The 22270-nt window shown below is 50.0% G+C and carries 16 protein-coding genes and 1 pseudogene; 15 read left to right on the top strand and 2 right to left on the bottom strand.

Annotated features, from left to right (window positions below; genetic code table 11):
• Positions 1-235: 235 nt before the first annotated feature.
• The 9 genes from ABEA66_RS22130 (at position 236) to ABEA66_RS22090 (ending at position 13955) form a co-directional block, all read left to right on the top strand.
• Positions 236-2119: a stalk domain-containing protein gene (locus tag ABEA66_RS22130; protein WP_345590843.1), complete on the top strand. Its 1884-nt coding sequence runs from the start codon at positions 236-238 to the stop codon at positions 2117-2119.
• Positions 2120-2531: 412 nt separating this feature from the next.
• On the top strand, positions 2532-4415 hold the full coding sequence (locus tag ABEA66_RS22125; RefSeq protein WP_345590841.1) for a sensor histidine kinase: 1884 nt from the start codon (positions 2532-2534) through the stop codon (positions 4413-4415).
• A 1-nt stretch (position 4416) separates the two neighbouring features.
• The gene (locus ABEA66_RS22120) at positions 4417-5940 is read left to right on the top strand and encodes a response regulator (protein WP_345590838.1); all 1524 of its coding nucleotides are present in this window, start codon (positions 4417-4419) and stop codon (positions 5938-5940) included.
• A gap of 176 nt (positions 5941-6116) precedes the next feature.
• Positions 6117-7442 carry an ABC transporter substrate-binding protein gene (locus ABEA66_RS22115; protein ID WP_345590837.1) on the top strand — a complete coding sequence of 442 codons (1326 nt, stop codon included), beginning with the start codon at positions 6117-6119 and terminating at the stop codon, positions 7440-7442.
• A 24-nt stretch (positions 7443-7466) separates the two neighbouring features.
• The gene (locus ABEA66_RS22110) at positions 7467-7622 is read left to right on the top strand and encodes a hypothetical protein (protein WP_345590835.1); all 156 of its coding nucleotides are present in this window, start codon (positions 7467-7469) and stop codon (positions 7620-7622) included.
• A complete protein-coding gene (locus tag ABEA66_RS22105; protein ID WP_345590833.1) occupies positions 7612-8352 on the top strand; it encodes a carbohydrate ABC transporter permease in 741 nt (246 codons plus the stop codon). Before ABEA66_RS22110 ends, ABEA66_RS22105 begins: the two co-directional genes overlap by 11 nt.
• Entirely contained in the window at positions 8349-9185 is an 837-nt protein-coding gene (locus ABEA66_RS22100) for a carbohydrate ABC transporter permease (RefSeq protein ID WP_345590831.1), read from the top strand. Before ABEA66_RS22105 ends, ABEA66_RS22100 begins: the two co-directional genes overlap by 4 nt.
• A gap of 196 nt (positions 9186-9381) precedes the next feature.
• A complete protein-coding gene (locus ABEA66_RS22095; protein ID WP_345590829.1) occupies positions 9382-10683 on the top strand; it encodes an ABC transporter substrate-binding protein in 1302 nt (433 codons plus the stop codon).
• A gap of 119 nt (positions 10684-10802) precedes the next feature.
• Complete coding sequence (locus tag ABEA66_RS22090; RefSeq protein WP_345590827.1) at positions 10803-13955, top strand: beta-galactosidase; 3153 nt, start codon at positions 10803-10805, stop codon at positions 13953-13955.
• A gap of 235 nt (positions 13956-14190) precedes the next feature.
• Here ABEA66_RS22090 and manA read toward each other — a convergent pair whose 3' ends face one another.
• Positions 14191-15144 carry a mannose-6-phosphate isomerase, class I gene (gene manA, locus ABEA66_RS22085; protein WP_345590906.1) on the bottom strand — a complete coding sequence of 318 codons (954 nt, stop codon included), beginning with the start codon at positions 15142-15144 and terminating at the stop codon, positions 14191-14193.
• Positions 15145-15240: 96 nt separating this feature from the next.
• Positions 15241-16125, bottom strand: a pseudogene (locus ABEA66_RS22080) (ROK family protein); the annotation flags it as partial.
• Between the two features lie 100 nt (positions 16126-16225).
• On the opposite strand from ABEA66_RS22080, the gene ABEA66_RS22075 reads away from it, so the two are divergent.
• From ABEA66_RS22075 to ABEA66_RS22050, 6 genes are all read left to right on the top strand, one after another.
• Positions 16226-17269, top strand: a complete 1044-nt coding sequence (locus tag ABEA66_RS22075; RefSeq protein WP_345590825.1) for a LacI family DNA-binding transcriptional regulator — start codon at positions 16226-16228, stop codon at positions 17267-17269.
• Between the two features lie 48 nt (positions 17270-17317).
• Positions 17318-18115, top strand: a complete 798-nt coding sequence (locus ABEA66_RS22070) for a phosphotransferase family protein (protein ID WP_345590822.1) — start codon at positions 17318-17320, stop codon at positions 18113-18115.
• A 160-nt stretch (positions 18116-18275) separates the two neighbouring features.
• On the top strand, positions 18276-18656 hold the full coding sequence (locus ABEA66_RS22065; protein WP_345590820.1) for a VOC family protein: 381 nt from the start codon (positions 18276-18278) through the stop codon (positions 18654-18656).
• 379 nt (positions 18657-19035) lie between these two features.
• The gene (locus ABEA66_RS22060) at positions 19036-20469 is read left to right on the top strand and encodes an L-fucose/L-arabinose isomerase family protein (RefSeq protein WP_079908897.1); all 1434 of its coding nucleotides are present in this window, start codon (positions 19036-19038) and stop codon (positions 20467-20469) included.
• A 12-nt stretch (positions 20470-20481) separates the two neighbouring features.
• Positions 20482-21339, top strand: coding sequence for a transketolase (locus ABEA66_RS22055; protein WP_079908898.1), 858 nt, complete (start codon positions 20482-20484; stop codon positions 21337-21339).
• A complete protein-coding gene (locus ABEA66_RS22050; RefSeq protein WP_079908899.1) occupies positions 21329-22267 on the top strand; it encodes a transketolase family protein in 939 nt (312 codons plus the stop codon). Before ABEA66_RS22055 ends, ABEA66_RS22050 begins: the two co-directional genes overlap by 11 nt.
• Positions 22268-22270 lie beyond the last annotated feature (3 nt).

Here is a 22270-nt window from a genome sequence, read left to right as displayed (position 1 = left end):
ACATATTAATTTTACATGAAGACCCTGTATTTAGCCATACATTCGAAAGAGATGGGGCCGTTCTATGGAAAAAGGATTCCCGGCCGCTTCCCGGTTTCCTTCCTAATTTTATCCCAAGCATCTCCCGGGCCGTGTCTCATGAAATAGGAGCGCTCGCGTTGTATGCTGGATTCAGGAAGCAAATTCCACAGTATCGGGATTTATAACCTGTTTATGAAAAGGAGAACGAAAGAGAATGATTAGAAGAAAACAAGTATCGGTAATTTCACTTTTACTGGCAGGCTGCTTGGCGTTCGGCGGCACAGCCGGCGCTTTTGGCGAGACACCGCCTGCAGGTGTGCAGATTAAGGAATTCAGCTTGCTCGATACGGCGTCGGATGTTGTCGGTTCGGCAGATTTTACACCGGAGGGCAAGAAGGACGGACACTTCAAGCTGCAGCTGAAGCTTGCTCAGAAGACCGTTATTCGTTCCGTCGTATTGCGTTCAACGGATGCTTACGGGAAGGACAATGATCAAGGGGTATGGCGAACCAACCGTGTAACTACCGGATGGCTGCTCGGTATCGTGCAGGATACAACAGTTACAACGGCAAGCGGTACAACCCATGAAAGCATCGTCGTCAACCCGGGTTTTCGCAAGGATGTGAAAGAGCCTGTCGGAGAATTTGAGGGGGATCTTACCTTCGATTTATATGCGAGCGATAACGGAACAATCAAGGAGACACAGTACTACGTGCTAGAGATAGAAACACCGCAGGGCACAGTTGCCTCCAAGCCGATCCGTTTTAAAAAGCCTATGGTTTCGGAGGGGACACCGGCGACTGTGCCAAGCCCGTCACCTTCAACTGGCCCGAATCCGACACCTGGCCCAACACCGGCTCCGTTACCGAATCCAGTGCCGACAACTGACCCAACGCCTGCTCCGGCCCCCGTTCCTGCTCCTGCAGATGGATCGAAGGATATTGCCATCCAAGTGTTTTTCAAAGGAACCGAGCTTCATTTCGACGATGCGCAGCCGATAGTGAAAGATGGGCGAACACTCGTTCCATTCCGGCTGTTGTTTGAAACATTAGGCTTTACGGTGAAATGGGTGGAAGAAGGAGCTGTCCGGAAAGCGATCGGAACCAAAGACGGACTCTCCATTGAATTGACGATTCATAGTATGAATGCGATCGTAAATGGAAAAGCGGTCACTCTAGAAGTACCTGCACAAATCATTGACGGTCGCACCATGGTGCCTTTACGCTTCGTTTCGGAGAGCAGCGGCTACCGGGTCGCTTTCTCCAGCAGCGGCAATGTGTGGACGGTTCGGATTGAGGAAGCCAGCCCGGGCACGGATTCGGCACCAACACCAACACCAGCACCGGAGCCTGAGCCGACTCCAGCACCAGTCCCAACCCCGGTACCGGAACCTGCACCGACCCCGACTCCTGTACCCTCTGCAGGGGAAGTTGAGCCCTATGTTGTGAAAGGCTACCTGCTTAACAAGCAGGGGAATCCAATCGCAGGAGCTGAGATCAATGCAGATAACCAATTGTTCTACGACAGCAGCTTGGGAGCGGTGACCGATGAGAACGGATATTATCGGATTGAAATGCCCCAACTTCCTACGACCTGGATTATGTCCGCAACATTTTCCCGTGAATATAACGGCAAGGAGCAGAAGTTTTATTTAAGGTCTGACGTCGATCAACCATTCGCCGGAAGTACAGGTGCGGTTCGCAATTTTACCTTGAAGGATGTTGTGGGACATATTGAAATTCATCCCGATTTTTGGTCGTTTGACGATAGCTTGCCGCAATTCCAAATGAACGACTTGGAGGTTACCCTTACGCCGGTAGGACCATTGTTTGACGGAAGTGCCGGCAAAACGATTACGACACGTGCCGATGTACTGCCGACAGGCGGCCACGGAGTGGATAAAATACCGCTCGGCCGGTACAAAATTTCCGCCACATGGAAGCCGGAGGGCCATGCTCCAATGCCCATGCTGCTGCGAGTTACAGGGACTAGTAAATATATCCAGTCTCCCGAGTTCGATTTCCATAATCCGTTGGGGACACAATCCATCTTCCTAAACCAGTTGGATGCGAAGCTCGACAACCAAAACGGAAAATAACATCAAGGTATGCATAGCCTCTCTGACAAGGGAGGCTTAAGCTGCTTTTTGAATACAGCACTAACTATGAGTATTTAATAATGGGACAGGTTCGTGTCATTGCTAGCACGGGCTTTTTGACATGCACTGCGAAACCGAGACTCCGCTCTGTGGAGTTATCTCGCCTTATACAACAGAACAATCAAGAACAAGAAATCACAATTGAAGACATAGGAGGGACAGCTTTTACAAGGTATGATCAAGGTAACCGCTTACAGGGTGGAATGGCTTTTTCAACAGTGGAAAAATGTCCCCTATTATTACCAATAAATGGGGTTTCTGCATAGGAATTTTGAAATAGAGCTCCATGTCTTGAAGTATGATACTATATCCGTGAGACTCGCAAACAATCTATAAGAATGAGGAAGCAATCATGCGAAAATGGGCAAGCCCGGTATCGAGACGCAAACATATTCTGACCTTGGCTAGTCTCCGAATGGAAAGCAAGCTGATCTTGATTTTTATTGTGCTCATTATGATTCCAATAGCTTTGCTGCAATACGTGACCAATAGAAATTTTAACCAATCGCTCCAGGATAACACCCAAGCATATGTCATGGAGGTGTCCACGGAGATGATGCATCGGCTCGACGAGTACATTAAGGATATAGAGCAGTTGTCGACGATCCCCGCCTACGTGACAGAAATTAAGGAGAATTTGGAGCTGTCCAACCAATATTACGAAACCGAGCGTCTGCGCAGCCAAACGGGACTCAAGCAGCCGCTGCCTTTGAACCCCATTACGCCGACTTCGGTTGAAATCAGGCAGAAAGTGGAATCGAGCATCAATTTTCTGAACAATATAAAGGAAGAAACGACATCCGTATATCTTTTCGATAAGTATGGAAATGCCTACTATCGGTATAAGAATGGCTATCGGACGGACATCAATACCCGGTATCCGGAATGGAAAAGAGCCGTCGAGCAGCAAAAAGGAATTCCTGCATTAATAGGAACGGAAGAAATTATTAGCAACACCAAAGGGCGAAGCTATGTTTTTTCGGTGGTTCGGGAAGTGTTCAATGACGCCTATCAGTCGATCGGATTAATAGTCGTGGATGCAAACATGAGTACCATTGAGCGGTTCGTAAGCAGCCTGGACAAGGTCACAAGAGGCAAAACCTATATCATGGACCCCAATAATCTGGTTATTTATGATAGCGATCGTGCTTACATCACCCGCCAAATTCCGGATTCCCAATGGCTGCAAAAGGCTAGCGGTCAGCAAGGAAGCTTCGTGGATGACGTTAACGGGGTGCAGTCGCTCGTGGTGTATGTCGCCTCGGAGCGGACACAATGGAAAATGGTCATCACCGTGCCCTTGAAGGAATTAACGAAGGATGTACAGCGAAATCAAAAGCTGGCCTTTTATCCTACGATTGTTACCGTTGGCTTAGCATTAACCGCTTCCATTTTCTTATCATTCGCCGTGACGCGTTCGCTGCGCAAGCTGATTAATTTAATGAAAGTGGTCCAGCAAGGGAAATTGGAGGTCAGATACCCGATCACGGTTGACGATGAGATTGGACGGCTTGGCCATCAATTTAATAGGATGCTGGAGCGGATTCAGGATTTAATCCATGAAAATCAGGTGATCGGCGAGCGGAAAAGAGAAGCGGAGCTGGATGCGCTTCAATCCCAGATCAATCCGCATTTTATCTATAATACGCTGGAATCGATTCGAATGACGGCCGAGATCAACGACGATGAGGAAGTTGCCGATATGACGGAAATACTCGGCAAGCTGCTTCGCTACAGCATCTCCATGGGCAAAGAATTTGTAACCCTGGAGGAGGAGCTGGATCACTTAAGAAATTATATGAAGCTCCAGGAGTACCGGTATCCGAATCAATTCCGGCTTCACATTGATCCTTATGAGGATTACAGCAGCCTTCCGATGCTGAAATTGGTGCTACAGCCCATCGTAGAGAATGCCGTATTCCATGGAAAGGACGCTTCGAAGCCGATTATGATGCTTCGGGTAGCCTTTCAAGTTACCGGCTCCGATATAGTCATCCTGATCAGGGATAACGGGTTGGGAATGGAGCCGGAGGTGTTGCATAACCTGCGGGTTTCACTGATGAATCCCGCGGCAGCAGGTCGAGACAAGAATAAGCGCAGTATCGGCCTTCGCAACGTGAATGAACGGCTGAAGCTGTATTATGGAGAGCATTACGGGCTAGAAGTCGATAGTATGCCCGGTATAGGTACGGAAGTGCGTGTAAGGGTTCGAAGCTTGGAAGGAAAGGAACGTTAGTATGCTCAAAATAGCGATAGTAGATGATGAAGAACGTATTCGTTTGGGATTAAGCAAAATCATTAGGAAAGCCAGCGCCCAGTATGAAGTCGTCGGCTCATACACGAATGGCATGGAGGCGCTGCAGGCTTTGACGGATCTGGAGGTCCATGTCGTGATCACGGATATCCAGATGCCTGCACTGAACGGACTGGAGCTCATTGAGCAGCTCAAAAAAATAAAACCATCGCTCGCTTTCATCGTTTTAAGCGGCTACAGCGAATTCGAATATGCGCGGCAAGCCTTAAGATTTGGCGTCAGCGAGTATTTGCTGAAGCCGGTGAATAAGCAGGAACTGTACGGCGCCTTGGAGCGGCTGCACGAAGCGATTCGAACGGAGCAATTACGCCAACAGAACGAGCAGGCGGAATCCTTGAAGAAGCTGTTAGACATACAAGGCTCCGTTGAGGAGGCGGAGAAAGTCATTCGCCATTTACCTCAGGATTTATTGGCTAAACCTGTCACCGTACTCTGCGTAAAATCCGATCTGCCTATGGAAAGAAAGGCTGTAGAGACATGGGAGAAGGAACAGTGTGCTTCTTCGTTCTTCAAGGTTCTGATGTTTTCCGAATGGGAGGCCTGCGTTGTCTGCACGCATGAGCCGATGACCGAGCAGGAGCGGTATGAAAAGTCTGCAGGGCTTGCGGAATCGTTAATGAGTCGGCTTAGCGGTATTTTATCCGCGGGAATCGGACCTGCCGTTTCGGATTGTTTTAAGCTGAGAGATGCCTATCAGGAAGCAATTCGCGCGTGTGATTATGCCATCTATTCTCCATATCGAACACAGACCGTAGGCTCCAAGGATCTTCCCGCGGCTCCGGCTTCCATAGCCATAGGCAAGCTTGAGAAGAGGATGAAGTCGTCCCTGGACCTGCTGGATATTCATAAAATCCGCGAGGAACTGCAAGCTGCCTTTGTGGAGATGGCCCAAATGAAGGCTGAGAAGAAGCGGGTTATCGAAGCCTGCTCGAAATGGATCTACTTCATTCAGCATGAAGTGCCGGAATTCCATGAGGCTGCTGCGCTGCACTTCGGCCAGGACCTCTCTGTCGAGACGCTGTTGTTACGTCATCTTCGCTTTCATGACATTCAGAATCAAATGGTCCGTCTGGTTACGGAGACTCTAACTCTGGTCAAGGATACGCGGGACGGAAGCAAGAGCCGTGTTATCGACAAAATCAAAAGAATCATTGCCGAGCAGTACCGGAACGATATTGAGCTGCCCAGGCTTGCAGACCAGGTGTACTTGACGCCAAGCTATTTGAGCAAATATTTCAAAGCGGAAACAGGCCAGACGTTAACCGAGTATTTGATCAGCATTCGTATCGAAAAGGCCAAGGAGCTGTTAAAGCATCATGCCGAAATGAAGTCCTACGAGGTGGGGGACCTGGTGGGCTATCCGGATCCCGCCTATTTCAACAAGCTGTTCAAACGCATCGTAGGTCTAACGCCAAAAGAATATAAGGATAAGGTTAGATTGCCCTAGCGATAGGGCTATTTGCTTGTCCATTTGATCGTTTTTGTGTAAAAGAAGACAAGAAATACGAATTGAGTACATTTAACAAGCATCCGCGGCTCATTATAATGAATCCATGAAAACGATATCAAACAGCCTGCCGGGGTATGCTATGTAAAAAGAGACTAGGAGATTCCTGCTAAAAGATGAAAAAGACATTATTCCTGCTTTTCTCTGTATCGCTGCTGCTGGCATCCTGCGAAGCCGATGAGATCCATCGTCCCCCGGCTGTACCGGATTCGGTGCAGGACGTGAAGCATCCGTCCCCGGAATCCAAAGTAAAAGGGACCATCACCGTTACAACCAACCGTGTGGATTTGGTGAATGAAGGCACGTTTCAGCAATATGCCAATGCGTTCAAGGCCAAGTATCCCGATGTTGAAAGCGTTGTATTCGAGCCCATCTCCAATTACGAAAGCGATATCCGAATTCGTCTTACGACGGGCTCCGCCGGCGATGTGCTGCTGATCCCGGGCAATATCGCCCAAGATCAGCTGGGAGATTTTTTTGAGCCGATTGGAGATGTGGCCGACAGCCTGGGGAAGCTGCATTTCAAAGATTTTAAAGCTTACAACCAGGACATTTACGGCATAGTTTCCGGCGTTTCCGTCGAGGGGATCATCTATAACAAAAAAGCGTTTGCCGATGCCAAGATCACGCGGCCTCCGACGACGCTGGATGAATTTTATGAAGCCTGCAGCATGCTGAAGCGTGCCGGCAAGATCCCCCTCTATGTGAATTATGGCGATCAGTGGCCCCTGAAGCAATGGAGTGAGATCTTGGCGACGATGATGAGCGGCAAAGGCAGCTTTTTGGATGAAATGACCGGTCAAGACGCCCCTTTTCAAATCGGTAACGAATTCGGAAAGTCATTGACCATTCTTCGCACCCTGATCCAAAACCGCTATGTTGAACCGGATCTAAGGAATAGCAGCTGGGAAGCCTCCAAGATGGATCTATCCTCCGGCAAAGCGGGGATGTATTTCCTGGGCAATTGGGCTATCAATCAGTTGATCGGAGCAGGGGCGAAATCGGAGGACATCGGCTTTTTCCCGTTCCCTTATGACAATAGCGGGACATACCATGCTTTGATGAATAACGATTGGTTTTATGCCGTAAGCAAGGTCAGCAAGAATAAAGAGACCGCGAAAGCATGGATCCGCTTTATGGTGGAGGAATCGGGATACGATATCCGCTCCGGCTTTATCCCCCCTCAGATTGAGAGAGAGTGGACGCTTCCCCAACTGGATGAATTTTTCTCATACGGCCCGGAGCTGTTTGAGAATGCGCCTGCCTCACCCTTGTGGTATGCCATAGCGAATGCATCCAAAATTGATTTCTTTGAAGGAGAGTATTTGCAAAGAGCAGCCATTGCGGATGACTTAAGCAGCAGCTTTGAGGAGCTGAACAAGAAATGGAAAGAGGGCAAATTCCGTGCCCAATATGGTCAAATGGATGGACCGGCAAAGTAACGACATCAGATCGAGAGGAAAGGGATGAACCAAGGTGAATTTAAGCTACAAAACGCAAAGGACAGTCATATTGGTTTCCTTTTTGACTATCCCCTTATTGCTTTTAGCCATGTTCTCATATTATCCGGCAATCAACCTGATTTATTACAGCTTTTTAAAGTGGGATGGATTGACCGATAAAACGTTCGTAGGGCTGCAAAACTACAAGGAAATATTGACGAATATCGAGTATTTCGGGGTGCTTAAGAATAACCTGTACTACTTTGCAGGCGGTCTCCTGCAGACGATGTTTGCCTTGTACTTTGCCGTGGTGCTCAACTCGAAGCTAAGAGGACGCAATGTGTTCCGGGTTATTTTGTTTCTGCCTTATATCATGCACAGCGTGGCCATCGTGTTTATGTTTCAAGCGCTTTACAATAATCAGTACGGCACCTTAAACGCGCTGCTCGACGCGGTCGGACTGGGCAGTCTGCAGCAGGATTGGCTGGGCAACAAGAAGCTGGTGAATTACGCTTTAGCCTTCGTATCAATGTGGAAATATATGGGACTCAGTATGGTCATCTTCCTGGGTTCCCTTCAATCGATCCCCCACGACTTATACGAAGCCGCAAGAATCGACGGTGCATCGACTTTTCAGCAGTTTTGGAGAATTACACTGCCGAGCATCCGCAGGGTGATGGAGCTCTTGCTGCTGCTTACACTGACCGGTGCTTTGGAAGCGTTTGAAATTCCTTATATTATGATGCTTGGTGCCAACGGCACGGACACGTTCATAATAAAGACCGTCGAAGTCGCTTTCCAGTTCAAGGAAGTGGGCTTGGGATCAGCTATGGCTGTCATCATGCTAATCATTGTATTGATATTTGTAGGACTTCAGCGCCTATTGTTTAAGGGAGGGGAGAACGTATGAGGGGAGAGGAATCCAAATCTATTAAATCCTTTTACTACCTGACTTTGCTTATCGGAGCCTTCGTCGTATTGTTTCCTCCGTATACGATCTTTATCACATCGTTAAAGACGAAGCAGGAGTTTTTGCAAAGCCGGTTTGCGCTTCCGGAGCATTGGCTCAACCTGGATAACTACATCTATATTTTTCAGAAAACCAAAATTATCTCCACAGCGCTGCCCAATACGTTGTATATTATCTTGCTTTCCGTCGGCGGCAACATCATTCTTGGGACAATGGTTGCCTATGCGCTCGGGAGATTCGAATTCCGGCTTAAAAAATTTATCATTGGCGCTTACCTGCTGGCTTCCGTGATTCCTCTTGTGACCACACAGGTTGCCACTTACAAGCTGATGAATACACTTGGACTAATCAATAACATTCACGCGCCTATTTTATTGAATCTAGGGGCCGACGTCATTTCAATTATTATATATTTGCAGTTTAGCCGAAACATTTCTTATACGTTGGACGAGAGCGCAATGATCGAAGGGGCTTCTTTGTTCCGAATTTATTGGAATCTATTTTTCCCGCTGCTGCTTCCAGCCACAGTAACCGTTGTTATTTTGCGAACGATTTACATTTATAATGATTTTTATATCCCGTTTCTGTATATGACCAAGTCGTCCTTGCAGGTGGTTTCGACCTCGATATTCCAGTTCGTCGGCCCTAACGCGGCAAGCTGGAACTATATCTCGGCCATGATAATCGTTATCTTCATTCCGGCCATCGTCTTGTTCTTGTTTCTACAAAAATTCATTTATGCAGGTGTCACGAGCGGTTCTGTTAAAGAATAATCAACCTGCTGATAACAAGCTTTCTGCCGCTACCGGTATGGAAGCTTGTTTTTTGTTATGTTCTAAGCCTGACCCAAGGCTGCAAGAGGATAATTGAAGACAAGAATTATTAACCTAAACCAATGTAATCGTTCTCTTTTCCCTATACAATCTCCTTGTAAGCGATATCAACTTGTAGAAGGGGAGTATGTATCAAATGAAGAAAGTAGTAGGAACCATGCTGGCGGTAGCTCTTTCCGCAACGGCTCTTGCAGGATGCTCGATGGATAACACAAACGGGACGGCACCGGGAGGAGATCAAGCAAACGCAGCGGCAGGCGGCAACGCCAATATCAAAGGGAAAATTACGGTGGTAACGAACCGTACGGATCTTATTAACGACGGTACGTTCGATAAATACAAGCAAGCCTTCAAGAAAAAATACCCTGGTGTGCAGGATGTGGAGTTTGAGGGCATCACGAACTATGAGAGTGATATCCGTGTCCGCTTATCAGCGAATAACGTTGGAGACGTGCTCATGCTTCCTTCTAACATCTCCACGCAGGATCTCGGTAAGTTCTTCGCGCCGATTAATGATGTGGCGGATGCTCTCGGGAGTCTTTACTTCAACGATGTCAAAGCGTACGAGGGAAAAATATACGGTATCGTATCCGGTGTCAGCACAGAGGGGATCGTATACAACAAAAAAGCCTTCGAGAAAGCCGGCATCACTTCGATTCCAAAAACCTTGGATGAATTTTACGCAGCCTGCGAGAAGCTGAAGGCGGCAGGCATTGTCCCGATCTACATCAACAATGGCGCACAATGGCCTATGAAGCAGTGGGGCGAGGTTCTGGCTCCGTTCATGAGCGGCAAGGCTGATTATTTGAACACGATGGTTAACACGGATGAGCCGTTTAAAGTGGATAATGAATTCGGCAAAGGCTTTACGATTGTGCGAACGCTCAAAGAGAAGGGCTATGTGGAGAAAGATCTGCATTCCAACGTCTGGGAAGCATCCAAAGGAGAGCTCGCTTCAGGCAAAGCGGGCATGTACTTCTTAGGCAATTGGGTTATCAATCAGGTTATCGGTGCTGGGGCCAAATCCGAGGATATCGGCTTCTTCCCGCTCCCTTATGACAACAGCGGCAAGCTTAATGCTCCGCTCAACTATGATTACTTCTATGGCGTCAGCGTAGCGAGCAAAAATCAGGAGACGGCCAAAGCCTGGATCAAGTTCATGGTGGAAGAAGCGGGCTATGTAGAAGCTTCCGGCTATATTCCGCCGCAAAAATCCAAGGAGCCCGGTCTGGCTCAGCTAAAAGAATTCAAATCTTATAACCCTAATTTCATTGAAAATGTAGCGACCTCCTCAAAATGGAACGATATCGGCAACACCGCAAAAATTGATTTCTTCGGGGGCAAGTACATTCAAAAGGTGCTGGAAGCCAATGACCTGAAGACGGAGCTGGACGCGTTGAACAAAAGCTGGAAGGAAGCGAGAGCTTCCGTCAAATAATCCCGCAAACAAACATAGCCTTATTAGGATACACAGGACGAAGCTTGCTGCCGCGGGGCTGTAAAATTCCGTGGCAGCAACAAATACGCAGCAACTATTCACATTCTGGAGGACACACAATGAGTACGATAGTCGTCTTTTACGATTCAAGCTTTCCATATGCCGGCGAAAGGCCCGATGAAACGGCGCTCCAGGCGCTCAGGGTCAATTATAGGGTAACCGATGCGGCCGGACTGCCGGAGGCTTTGGAAGAAGCGGATGCGTTAATCCACTTGCACGGACCTTATGTTCCGAAGGCGGCCTGGAATCACGTATTATCCTTTCTGCGCAGGGGCAAAGGCTTGCTGACCGTTGGCGGCGCTCCCTTTACGACACCGGTGTACGAAGAGGATGGGAAGTGGGTCTGTGAACCGAAGCAAACGGGCTATCACCGCCAATTGCAAATTCATGAAGCTTTGCCGGTAGACCCGGCTCCGATCAAGAAGCTGGCCGCCAGCCCGGATATTCCTATATTTCATGGATGGGAGCAGCTGTTCACCGTCGCGCCCACCTATGGTCTTGTGCTTCATGTAACCCGCACGGACGATCAGCCGGGGCAGCTGGGTTCCTCAGGACCTATGGATGCACATATTTATCCATTGCTGAAGGGCATCGGCGAAGAGCCGCTTCTCCGCGAGGTTGCGGCACCTGCAGTGCTTCTGGAGAATACAAAGGGAGACTTTGCCGGCGGCCGGTGGGTTCTTATCCATCAAGAGATTTCAAGCTGTTTTTGGCAGCATGGCGGCGCGCAAGCACTAGGGGAGTGGGCTGAGTTTACGGCTCGGGGCGTGACAGAGCTCTGGTTCAAATCGAACTATGCATCCTATGAGCCCGGGGACCGTGCGACGCTAACCCTGCAAGCGCAAAAGCTTGGCAGTCAAGCCGCACAGAAAACGAAATGGACGTTCAACATTCGAGTGCTCAAGGCTAAGGAGTCGGTATGCGTTAAACCTGACCCTGCTTTTACGTATGAAGAGGCTGATTTCGACTGCCTGGAAGAGAAGGTGCTTGAGCTTCAGGCAGGCAAGGAGCTTGGGTTTGTAAAAATGCATGTTTCGGCGGCACTGGAAGCCGGACTTTATATTGCAGAATGCAAAGCGGTATCCGAAGAGGGAGAGACGAGGCTGTTGCGCCAAGGCTTCTGGGGCATGGATGAGGAGCTATTGAAGCAAGGTGACTATATCACTTGCGACCGCGATTACTTCTGGAAGAACGGGAAGCCGCTGCCGGTCGTCGGGATGACCTATATGACAAGCGATGTGGCTCGGAAGTTCCTGTTTATGCCGAACATTGCAGTATGGGATCGGGATATGGCGCAAATGAAAAGGGCCGGCATCAATCTGATCCGTACAGGCATTTGGTCGGCTTGGCGGCAGGTCATGTTCGTGGATGGCCATGCCTATGAGGAAGTGCTTCGCGCCATCGATGCCTTCATCCTGACAGCCAAGCGCTATGATCTGGAAGTGACGTTTAATTTCTTTGCCTTTACACCGGAGACTTGGGAAGGCGTCAATCCTTATCTGGACCCAAGAAGCATTGAAGCCCAGAAACGCTTTATTTCCGCCATCGTTTCCCGCCATGCTGAATCCAAGCATGTTCATTGGGATCTGATCAACGAGCCGTCGATGTTCGATCCGAAACGGATCTTTCAGCAGGGGCCGCGGTCAAGCCGTGACCGCTTTGAACGCCAATGCTATATCGAATTTCTTCGTGAACGGCACGGTTCCATCCGGCAGCTTCAAGAACGCTGGAGCATGACGCCGGAGGAGCTCCCTTCTTTTGAAGCGGCAGAGCTGCCGGAGCCGGAGCTTATCGGATTTAATACGACGGAATCATTGCCTAAAAAGAGTGGTCAATGGCTCGACTACACGCTGTTCTCTATGGAGATGCATAACCGCTGGGCAGCCCAATTAATAGAAACGATTCGTGAAATACAGCCTAAGCAGCTGGTGACCGTCGGTCAGGACGAAGGGCTTGGCGCGCAGCGGCCTTCACCGTTTTTCTATGCGGAAGCGGTTGATTATACAACCGTCCATTCGTGGTGGAAGATGGACGATCTTGTCTGGGACGGTATATTCGCCAAGGATACGGATAAGCCGAACCTGATTCAAGAAACAGGAATCATGTATGTAGAAACGCCGGACGGCCGCGCGAAGCGCAGCGAAGCCGAGCTTCGCAATATATTGGAAAGAAAATATGCCTATGCATTCTCTACAGGCGGCGCCGGTGCTGTTCAATGGATATGGAATATTAATTTTTATATGAATAATGTTAACGAGTCCAACATCGGGGCCTTGCGCGCAGATGGAACGGAGAAGCCTGAAGCGGAAGTGTCCTATGATTTCGGCGCGTTTATGGAAAGCGAGAAGGAGCTTTTTGCAGGGAGAGAGCTGGAGGAGGTTGCTGTTGTGTATCCTTATTCCAATGATTTCTCCAACCGCCCGCTTGCGGGGGAAGCAACCACCCGCACGATCCGTACGTTAGCCTATGAAATGAATGTGCACCCGCGAGGGATCGGCGAATATCACCTGGCATCGCTCTCTACGCACAAGCCGAAGCTGATTATCGTGCCGAGTGCCCATAACTTCCGAAGCTCGTCGCTGCAGGAATTGCTTCACCATATTGAAGCTCATGGGGGGACGCTTCTCTTCACGGGACCAGTAGGACTCGACGAATACTGGCGTCCGGTCGACCGGCTTGCCGATGTGCTTCCAGCAGGTACTGTGACGAATGTACTGCGTGAGGAGATGGTACAAATCGGTGATGAGCTAGTACCGGTTTCCTTCGGCGGGGCGAGAATCGCGGATACGAACAAACAGCTGGTGACTCCTGTTGAAGCGACCCGTCCAGCCGGAATTCAAAGGGTCGCGGTCGGGAAAGGAACTCTGTTATGGTGTCCGCTGCCTGTAGAGCTGAACCATCGGACGGATGCGATCAAAGCGGTCTATGCCCATGCCCTTCAGGAGGCGCATGTCCAAGAGGAGCTAGAGTGGCTGGAGGGCGGAGAGCTTGCCGGAGTCTACGGCAGGAAGCTGTCCTTCGCTCAAGGCGCGTTGTTCATCTTTGTATCGGAATACGCATATCCTTCACGAATCGCCGTTCGTGATCCGAAAACAGGAAAGGCTTATTCCTTTGAGCTGGAAAGCGAGCGCACCGTAATGTTTGCGGCGGATACGGAAGGAAATCTGAATACGGTCTACCGGCCTGGTCAAGTGACCGTTAACGTACAATAGTAATTAAATCTCTGTGAAGTGACCCGGTAGATGGATACTTTGAACAAAGTACCGTCTTATACCGGGTCACGCTTCGATTCATGACACAGGAACGGACGGCTCTCCAGCAGGAGGGCCGTCCGTTTGCGGTTGATAGTTTAAATTTCGGGGCTCCCCGCAAAGTACCGAACAAGTACCGAATCAGCCTCGAAGCCGAAGCATCACTTTGGGGGGTGTAAAATGTATGATGGCTGGATTATTTCTCGCCGGGACCGGAAACTATGAGCTCGAGCCTGCCGCTGATCCGGTAGGGACCAACGTTTCGCGGAAGCAGGAAATGGTCGCCTTTGCGCAATGCATACAACGTATCCTCGCATTCGAGGGCACCTGTACCGTCGATGACGCTGACGATTAGAAAATGGTCAGAAGGCTCCTTGAATAGGGCAGTTCCCGTAATATCCCATTTTTGAACGGTAAAAAATGCGTTGCTGATCATTGTCGTCCGCACGCAATCCCTCTGAACGGTGGAATGGATAAGAGGCTCTACCGCTTGGTGAGGTACGCTGGTCACTTCAATAGCTTTATCCAGATGCAGCTCACGCGGCTTCCCATCCTGTCCGATACGGTTATAATCATAAACCCGGTACGTAGTATCGGAGCTTTGCTGCGTTTCCAACACAACGATCCCTCTGCCGAGGGCATGAAGGGTTCCGCTCGGGATGTAATAGAAGTCCCCGGCTTTTACTTTGACTCTGGTTAGTAAGCCGGACCAATTCCCGCTGCGCACCTCTTCAACGAACTGCTCCTTGGATTGTGCCCGGTGCCCGTAAATAATTTCCGCATCAGGCTCGGCGTCGAGGATGTACCAGCACTCGGTCTTGCCAAGCTCTCCGTTCTCGTGAACGGCGGCGTAAGTATCGTCAGGATGGACTTGTACGGATAGATCGTCCGAAGCGTCGAGAATTTTGATCAATAACGGGAACGGCGCGTCGGGGCTGACCAGCGCCGGATCGCAGAATAAGGAGCGATGCCGCCTCCACAGCTCACCCAGAGGCAGTCCTTGATATTCGCCGTTGCGGACGATGCTTTGACCGTTTGGATGGGCAGAGACCGCCCAACATTCGCCTGTATTGGCATAGGGAATGTCATAACCAAACTTATCCCTCAGCTTCGTTCCGCCCCAAATTCGTTCTTGGAAGACAGGCTCCAGAAATAGAGGATGGTTTTGCTTTTCAACAGACGGGCGCTCTTGGAGCCTCTCCTCCTTCGGGCTAACCCCTGGTTCCTTGCCTATGTGAATAAGTGCTGCGGCTCCTATAAGCCCGGCATCTTGACCGAGTGCCGCCGGAATGATAGGCGTATTGCGGCCTGACGGATTCAGTGCGTGCAGAGCGACATAGTTCTGAATTTCCTGGAACAAACGTCCGCCGATTTTGGATACACCGCCGCCGATGATGATTTTCTCAGGGTCTAATACATTAATTAATGAGACACAGCCAACACCAATTTGGCGAAAAATGGTTTGAAACAGCTGTCTCATAGAGTCGTCTCCTTGCTCGGCCAATGAGAATGCCTCTTGTGCGGTAACCTGACGGCCAAGCATGGAGGATGCTTGACGTGCGATGGCCGTTCCGGAAGCTGCGAATTCCCAGCATCCGTCTTGACCGCATGAGCAGCGTCCTGCTGCAGGGTCGACGACCATATGCCCGGCATCCCCTGCATTGCCGGTTGAGCCGGTAATGAGCTTGCCGTGCAGGTAGATACCTGCGCCGATTCCCGTGCTGATCGTCAAGTAAATAAAGTGATCGCTATCCTTTCCGGCCCCGATCCATTTTTCGGCTAATGTCGCGGCTGTAGCATCGTTTTCCATAAGGACAGGGTTATCGAAATATTTGTGCAGCTCGCCTACGAGCTGAAATCCTTTCCAGTCCGGCAAGTTTGGCGGACATACGATCAAACCGCTTGCTGGGTGCAGCGGACCTGGGGCGCCAATTCCAATCCCTTGTAAATGGGCGGGTTCGACCGAAGCTTCGCTGCACAGCTCGCGGATTGCGGCAGCAATGCGCCCCACCATTGTCTCCGGTGAACCCTCTGTGGATAGAATCCGCTTGGCTTCGATATGTCCAGTGGAATCGACGAGTCCGATCGCGGTTTTGGTTCCTCCGATGTCAATGCCGATTGCATAATTCATGATATGACCTCCACAATTTACTTTACATTACTTGACAAAACATTGATAAATCAAGCAATATGTAAATGAATTGTACCATATTCTTGGGGTGGGGGAAATCATGATTCGCAGAAAAAAAGTGTCCATGCAGGATATAGCCGACTATTTGCAAATATCGAAGAATGCCGTATCGATTGCTCTCGGGAATAAGAAGGGCGTCAGTCAAGAAATGCGCGAACGGATTTGGTTAGCCGCCAAGGAGCTTGGTTATGGAAAGTACAACGAACAAGACAAGAAGCCTTTAAATATATTGGTACTCGTTCCGGAGAGGATCATCAACTATGAAGATAATGATCACTTTCTGTTCTATCACAATCTGATATGGACGCTGGAAAAAGAGATTCGTAATAATGGGTATAACGCCGTTATTGCACGCATTGACGGGCAAATGGAGGAGGAGCTGCAGCTCCCTAATCTTTTTCACGATATAGACTTCATCGGCGCCATATTATTCGGCATCGTGAGCAGCTCTTATACGGCGATGGTAGCTGAGCAGGGCAAGCCCTTCATCATGCTTGATTCGTACCACCGCGGAATTAATGCTCCATCTGTGACCTCGGCCAACATAGAAGGTGCTTACGAAGCCGTCACTTATTTGGCCGGCTGCGGTCATCGACGCATCGGCTTCATCGGGCCAACCAACCTGACGACCAGCCACGAAGAGCGCTGGATGGGGTATTGGACGGCTATGCGGGATGCGGGGCTGTCGATTGATCCTGCCATGTGCTTGACGGAGTCGAAGGGATTCAACGCCAATGAGGAGGAAATAGGCAGCTACTGGGAAAGGATGCAGACCAAGCCGACCGCAATATTTTGCGGAAATGACCGCGCGGCGATTCTGCTCATACAGCTGCTTCGCAAGGCCAATCTTCGCATCCCGGAGGACGTTTCCGTTATGGGCTACGACGATTTGCAGATGGCCGATACCTTGAACCCGGGCTTAACGACGATGCGCGTAGATGTCCACGGCATGTGCCAAGCGGCAATTAAGCTGCTGAACAAAACACTGGATTGCCAAGATGCCTTGATTAGGTGGAGTGTTCCGCCAGAGCTGGTCATTAGAGAATCGGTAAAGGCGTACGCTTCGGATTCGTCGACCGGTTAATTCCTGCCGGGCTCTAATTAGAATGAATTCCAGAGGGAGGAAAGATGAATGCCGCCAATTTCCGGGCAAGAAATCCCGTTTGAAATCAGGGCCAAGCTGGGTAACATCAACGGAGTTACTTTTCCCCGGCAGGGCTATACATCTGATGTCGGCATCATTGACGGTAGGCATGGAAAGGCCGTACTAAAGAGAGCCAAAGGAAAGCAATACAGCGAATGGCTGGAAAGAGAAGCATCCGTTTTGTCTTGTTTGACTTCAACAGGGCTTCGAGTCCCTAAAGTCTATCATTTGATGCAGACGGGGGAACAAGAAGGGATTCAATGCTGGCTGTTAATGGAATACCTGCAGGGGGAGACCTTGCGCAGCGCTCTCACATATGAGAAAGATTCTGCCCGCAGGTACGATATTATTTATGCTTATGGAAGGATTCTGCAGAAAATCCATTCGACACCTTGTCCAGATGAGCTTAAGAAAAGCGAGATCTGGCTCGACGCTATGCTTACCCAAGCCGAGTACCATTTGAAGCATTATCAGGTAGATGGTACCCCTGCTTTACTCGAGAAAATCAGGCATCAGAGGCCCAAAGAAATGGAGCCGACACTGATACATGGCGATTTTACAATCGATAATGTCCTTGTTCATGAAGGCAGCGTAGCTGGAATCATAGATTGGAGCGGAGGGGCCTACGGGGATCCGCGGTATGATGTGTCCTTAGCCGTAAGACCCAAGCCGAATATATTCCAATCCAGCAATGATCAACGTGCGTTCTTTGACGGTTATGGCACGAAAATAATAACGGATGAGGATTACGATTATTTTGTGGAGGGGCTTAACTCGTTTTTCTAAATAAAAATCGCAATCGAGAAGAAATCACTGCATTCTTCACATGCTATTCTATTTTCAGTAAGACAAGCGGAACGATTCTGCCCGATAACCTTACGCCTTATCATTGGAAGGGTTTAAGGGTACCTGAATTTTGGTAAACTTTAGACAAGGAGTGATATTCATGATTAGTAAAGTCGGTCAAATTATGCTGTATGTAAACAACCAGGACGATGCTGTGGAATTTTGGACGGAAAAAGCAGGGTTTAAAGTCGTGTCAGAGGAAAATAACGGTCAAGGCATGAGATGGATCGAAATCGCTCCGGCGGAGGGAGCCGAAACAACAATCGTGCTTCATAGTAAGGAGTTTGTTGCTAAAATGTCGCCCGAGTTAAATCTAGGGACACCTTCGTTAATGTTTTTCACGGAAAATCTGGACCAATTGCATGCCGACTTGACCAATAAAAATGTAAAAGTCGGTGACATCGTTACCATTCCTTCCGGAAGAGTATTTAACTTCGCAGACCATGAAGACAATTACTTTGCTGTCATAGAAAGAAAGTAACTCCCCTTCACAGACGCCTGGTTAACTTATGCAGGTTGTTCGATAGGACAGTGTAAAAAGAGTCAGATGATACGGATTATCGTCTGACTCTTTTTGCTGTCCTATTATTATTGTAACAAGAAAATAATCTAAACAAATTTAGTTTATTGATTTATGAGTGAAACTATACAAATATGATTATAAACTAAAATTATGCAGATTTTTAAAGTGAAAACGACTAAACGACAACTAAAAATAGGGTTGACCATGGAAAATTTTGATGATATTTTATAGTTAAACATAAACAAATTATAGTTATTACCTGATTAATTTAGTAAAATGTTTAGTTTGTTTAGTGGTAATTTTATTCCTTATAATTTCATTGGGAGAGGGTGCAGGGATGAAGAAGCTTAAGCTGGGGTACGCGCCTACGCGCCGGTTTGTATTCAGTGCGGAGGATGCTTTTCGTTACAAAGTATTGATCAAGGAGAAAATAGAAAGCTTCGGCATGGACATTGATATTGTCGATCTCGAAGGTCTGAATGAGGAAGGGCTTCTGTACAACGACCACATTAATGCCGACCAGATTGCGGAGCGGTTCCGCCAGGAGAATGTGGACGCGGTATTTTTCCCGCATTGCAACTTTGGTACCGAGGATACGGTGGCGAGGGTCGGGAAGGCGCTCGGCAAGCCGGTGCTTTTGTGGGGGCCAAGGGACGAATCCCCGCTCGAAGATGGCATGCGTCTGCGTGACACGCAGTGTGGCCTTTTTGCCACTGGCAAAGTGCTGCGGAGGTTCAATGTACCTTTTACCTATGTGACGAACTGCAGGGTGGATGACCCTGTCTTCGAGCGCGGCTTTACCAATTTTATCGCCGCCGCCAATGTGGTTCGCCAGTTCCGCAGTCTGCGGATTCTTCAGATCGGTCCCCGTCCGTCTTCTTTCTGGACGATGATGTGCAACGAAGGTGAGCTGCTGGAGCGCTTTGGCATTGAGATTCATCCGATAACGCTGGTGGATATCCAACGTGCTTCAAAGCGCATTGAAAGCGGTAACAGCTCGGAGCTTGCCGAGGCTGTGGATCTTATTAAAGCTAAGCTGGATTGGTCGGAGGTGACGGAGGCGGATGTGAAACGGATCGCTGCCCTTAAGGTGGCCATGAAGCAGCTTGCGACGGAGACAGGCAGCTCGGCCATAGCTATCCAGTGCTGGTCCTCCTTGCAGGATGCTATGGGCATTATGCCTTGTCTCGCAAATGCGATACTGACCGATGAGCAGATTCCGGTCACCTGTGAGACCGATATTCACGGCGCAATTACCTCCGTCATGGTGCAGGCGGCGACGATGAACCAGCATCCTACCTTTTTCGCGGATCTGACGGTTCGGCATCCCGAGAATCCCAACGGGGAGCTGCTTTTCCATTGCGGCAATTTCCCGGTATCCCTGAGTGTGGAGGAGAAGCCGAAGCTTAGAAAGCATTTTCTGTTCGATGACCATTCCCCGGGAACCCATGAGGGCGAGATCAAGGGAGGCTCTATGACGCTGGCGCGATTCGACGGCGATCATGGCGAATACCAGCTGTTCCTTGGCAAGGCACGCGGGATTTCGGGTCCCTACACTAGAGGCTCCTATGTGTGGGTTGAGGTCAACGATTGGCCGTTATGGGAGGAAAAATTGGTGAAAGGGCCTTACGTCCATCATTCCGTAGGCATTCATGCGAATGCAATCCCGGCCTTATATGAGGCCTGTCAGTATATTCCGGGTCTGACGCCGGATCCGGTTGACCCGACCGAGCAGGAAATCAAGGCCTGGCTCCGCGGTTCGGGGCTGTAAAGGAGGATGGCTATGGACATAAGGGAGCTACAGGAAAAAGCCATCCAAATTCGCATGGATTTGCTTCGTATGATCCACGGGGCGCAAACCGGGCATACGGGCGGATCCCTCAGCAATACGGATATTCTTACCGCACTTTATTATCGCGTTATGAAGGTGGACCCGGCAGATCCGAAGCATCCCGACCGCGACCGTTTTGTTGCGAGCAAGGGACATTCGGTGGAGTCTATATGGTGCATTTTGGCAGACCGCGGCTTCTTTCCGAAGGAGGATTTAAGTACCTTCAGCCGTTTCGGGACCCAGCTTATCGGTCATCCCAACAATAAGGTGCCCGGCATCGAAATGAACACAGGAGCGCTGGGTCATGGACTCGCAATCTCCGTAGGCATGGCGCTGGCTGCCAAGCGGGACGGAAGGGCATATCGCGTATTCTGCCTGATGGGCGACGGGGAGCAGGCCGAGGGCTCCGTATGGGAAGCGGCAATGGCCGGGGCGCACTACAGGCTCGATAATTTGGTAGGCATTGTAGACCGCAACCGGCTCCAGATCAGCGGCTCAACAGAGGAGGTTATGGGACTCGACCCGCTCGATGAGAAATGGGTGGCCTTCGGGTGGAACGTCGTCTCTCTTGACGGCAATCATATGGGGGAGCTGGTTGAGGCTTTGGAAGCAGCTCCGTCCGCAGCAGGCAAGCCGACGCTGATCCTGGCGAACACCGTAAAGGGAAAAGGCGTATCGTTCGCCGAGAATGTGCCGTATTGGCACCATCATGTGCCCAATGACGAGGAGCTGGAGAAGGCGCTGGCTGAGCTGACTGCTCAGTTGGACAGCTTGAAGCAGGAAGGGAAGGTGCAGAGCCATGGCCAATAAAATACCTAATCGGCAAGCTCTATGCGAGACCTTGCTTGAACTGGCCCGGCAGGACCGGGACATTATGGTGCTTGCCAGCGATTCCCGGGGCTCTGCCGCCATGGCGCCATTTGCGAGCGCCTATCCGGAGCAATTTGTCGAGGTTGGCATCGCCGAGCAAAACATCGTCGGCATTGCCGCCGGTCTCGCACACAGCGGCAAGAAGCCGTTCGTCACCTCACCGGCATGCTTTCTCAGTATGCGCAGCATCGAGCAGATCAAAGTGGATGTGGCTTACTCGGCAACGAATGTGAAGCTTATAGGGATTAGCGGCGGCATCAGCTACGGCGCTCTCGGAATGTCGCACCATTCGGTGCAGGATCTTGCGGTCACCCGCGCCATTCCGGGGCTTGCCGTGCTCATGCCGGCCGACAGGCATGAGATGAAACGAATGACGGAGGCGCTTGTCGGCTACAAGGGAGGCGCATATATCCGAATCGGGAGGAATCCGGTAGAGGATGTATACGAATCGGACGATTACGAGTTCACGATCGGCAAGGCCGTCACACTGCAAGAGGGCACGGATCTGACCCTCATCGCTTCAGGGGAGACGGTTCGCGTAGCCCTGGATACGGCGGCGGCTTTGAAGGAATCAGGGATTTCCTGCCGCGTTCTAAACATGCATACGATCAAGCCGCTTGATGAGGAAGCGGTTCTTCGGGCAGCCCGGGAGACAGGACGCATCTTATCGGTCGAGGAGCATAGCATTCATGGAGGTCTCGGCGCTGCCGTGGCTGAAGTGGTTATTCAGAACCATCCGGTGCCGATGCGGATCATCGGCATTCCCGACGAGCCCGCTATTGCCGGCAAAACCTCGGAGGTATTCGAGCATTACGGAATCAGCGTGCAGGGCCTCAAGAAGGCGGCGCTTGAGCTTATGGAACGGTAAGGT

This window comes from Paenibacillus vulneris (assembly GCF_039543185.1).
GTDB classification, from domain to species: Bacteria; Bacillota; Bacilli; order Paenibacillales; family NBRC-103111; genus Paenibacillus_S; species Paenibacillus_S vulneris.
This window is presented reverse-complemented; position numbering and strand designations above follow the sequence as displayed.

Bases quoted from the DNA above. Each gene is read 5' to 3' on its own strand.
- ABEA66_RS22130 (WP_345590843.1), top strand. From the start codon at position 236: ATGATTAGAAGAAAACAAGTATCGGTAATTTCACTTTTACTGGCAGGC.
- ABEA66_RS22125 (WP_345590841.1), top strand. From the start codon at position 2,532: ATGCGAAAATGGGCAAGCCCGGTATCGAGACGCAAACATATTCTGACC.
- ABEA66_RS22120 (WP_345590838.1), top strand. From the start codon at position 4,417: ATGCTCAAAATAGCGATAGTAGATGATGAAGAACGTATTCGTTTGGGA.
- ABEA66_RS22115 (WP_345590837.1), top strand. From the start codon at position 6,117: ATGAAAAAGACATTATTCCTGCTTTTCTCTGTATCGCTGCTGCTGGCA.
- ABEA66_RS22110 (WP_345590835.1), top strand. From the start codon at position 7,467: ATGAACCAAGGTGAATTTAAGCTACAAAACGCAAAGGACAGTCATATT.
- ABEA66_RS22100 (WP_345590831.1), top strand. From the start codon at position 8,349: ATGAGGGGAGAGGAATCCAAATCTATTAAATCCTTTTACTACCTGACT.
- ABEA66_RS22095 (WP_345590829.1), top strand. From the start codon at position 9,382: ATGAAGAAAGTAGTAGGAACCATGCTGGCGGTAGCTCTTTCCGCAACG.
- ABEA66_RS22090 (WP_345590827.1), top strand. From the start codon at position 10,803: ATGAGTACGATAGTCGTCTTTTACGATTCAAGCTTTCCATATGCCGGC.
- ABEA66_RS22075 (WP_345590825.1), top strand. From the start codon at position 16,226: ATGATTCGCAGAAAAAAAGTGTCCATGCAGGATATAGCCGACTATTTG.
- ABEA66_RS22070 (WP_345590822.1), top strand. From the start codon at position 17,318: ATGCCGCCAATTTCCGGGCAAGAAATCCCGTTTGAAATCAGGGCCAAG.
- ABEA66_RS22065 (WP_345590820.1), top strand. From the start codon at position 18,276: ATGATTAGTAAAGTCGGTCAAATTATGCTGTATGTAAACAACCAGGAC.
- ABEA66_RS22060 (WP_079908897.1), top strand. From the start codon at position 19,036: ATGAAGAAGCTTAAGCTGGGGTACGCGCCTACGCGCCGGTTTGTATTC.
- ABEA66_RS22055 (WP_079908898.1), top strand. From the start codon at position 20,482: ATGGACATAAGGGAGCTACAGGAAAAAGCCATCCAAATTCGCATGGAT.
- ABEA66_RS22050 (WP_079908899.1), top strand. From the start codon at position 21,329: ATGGCCAATAAAATACCTAATCGGCAAGCTCTATGCGAGACCTTGCTT.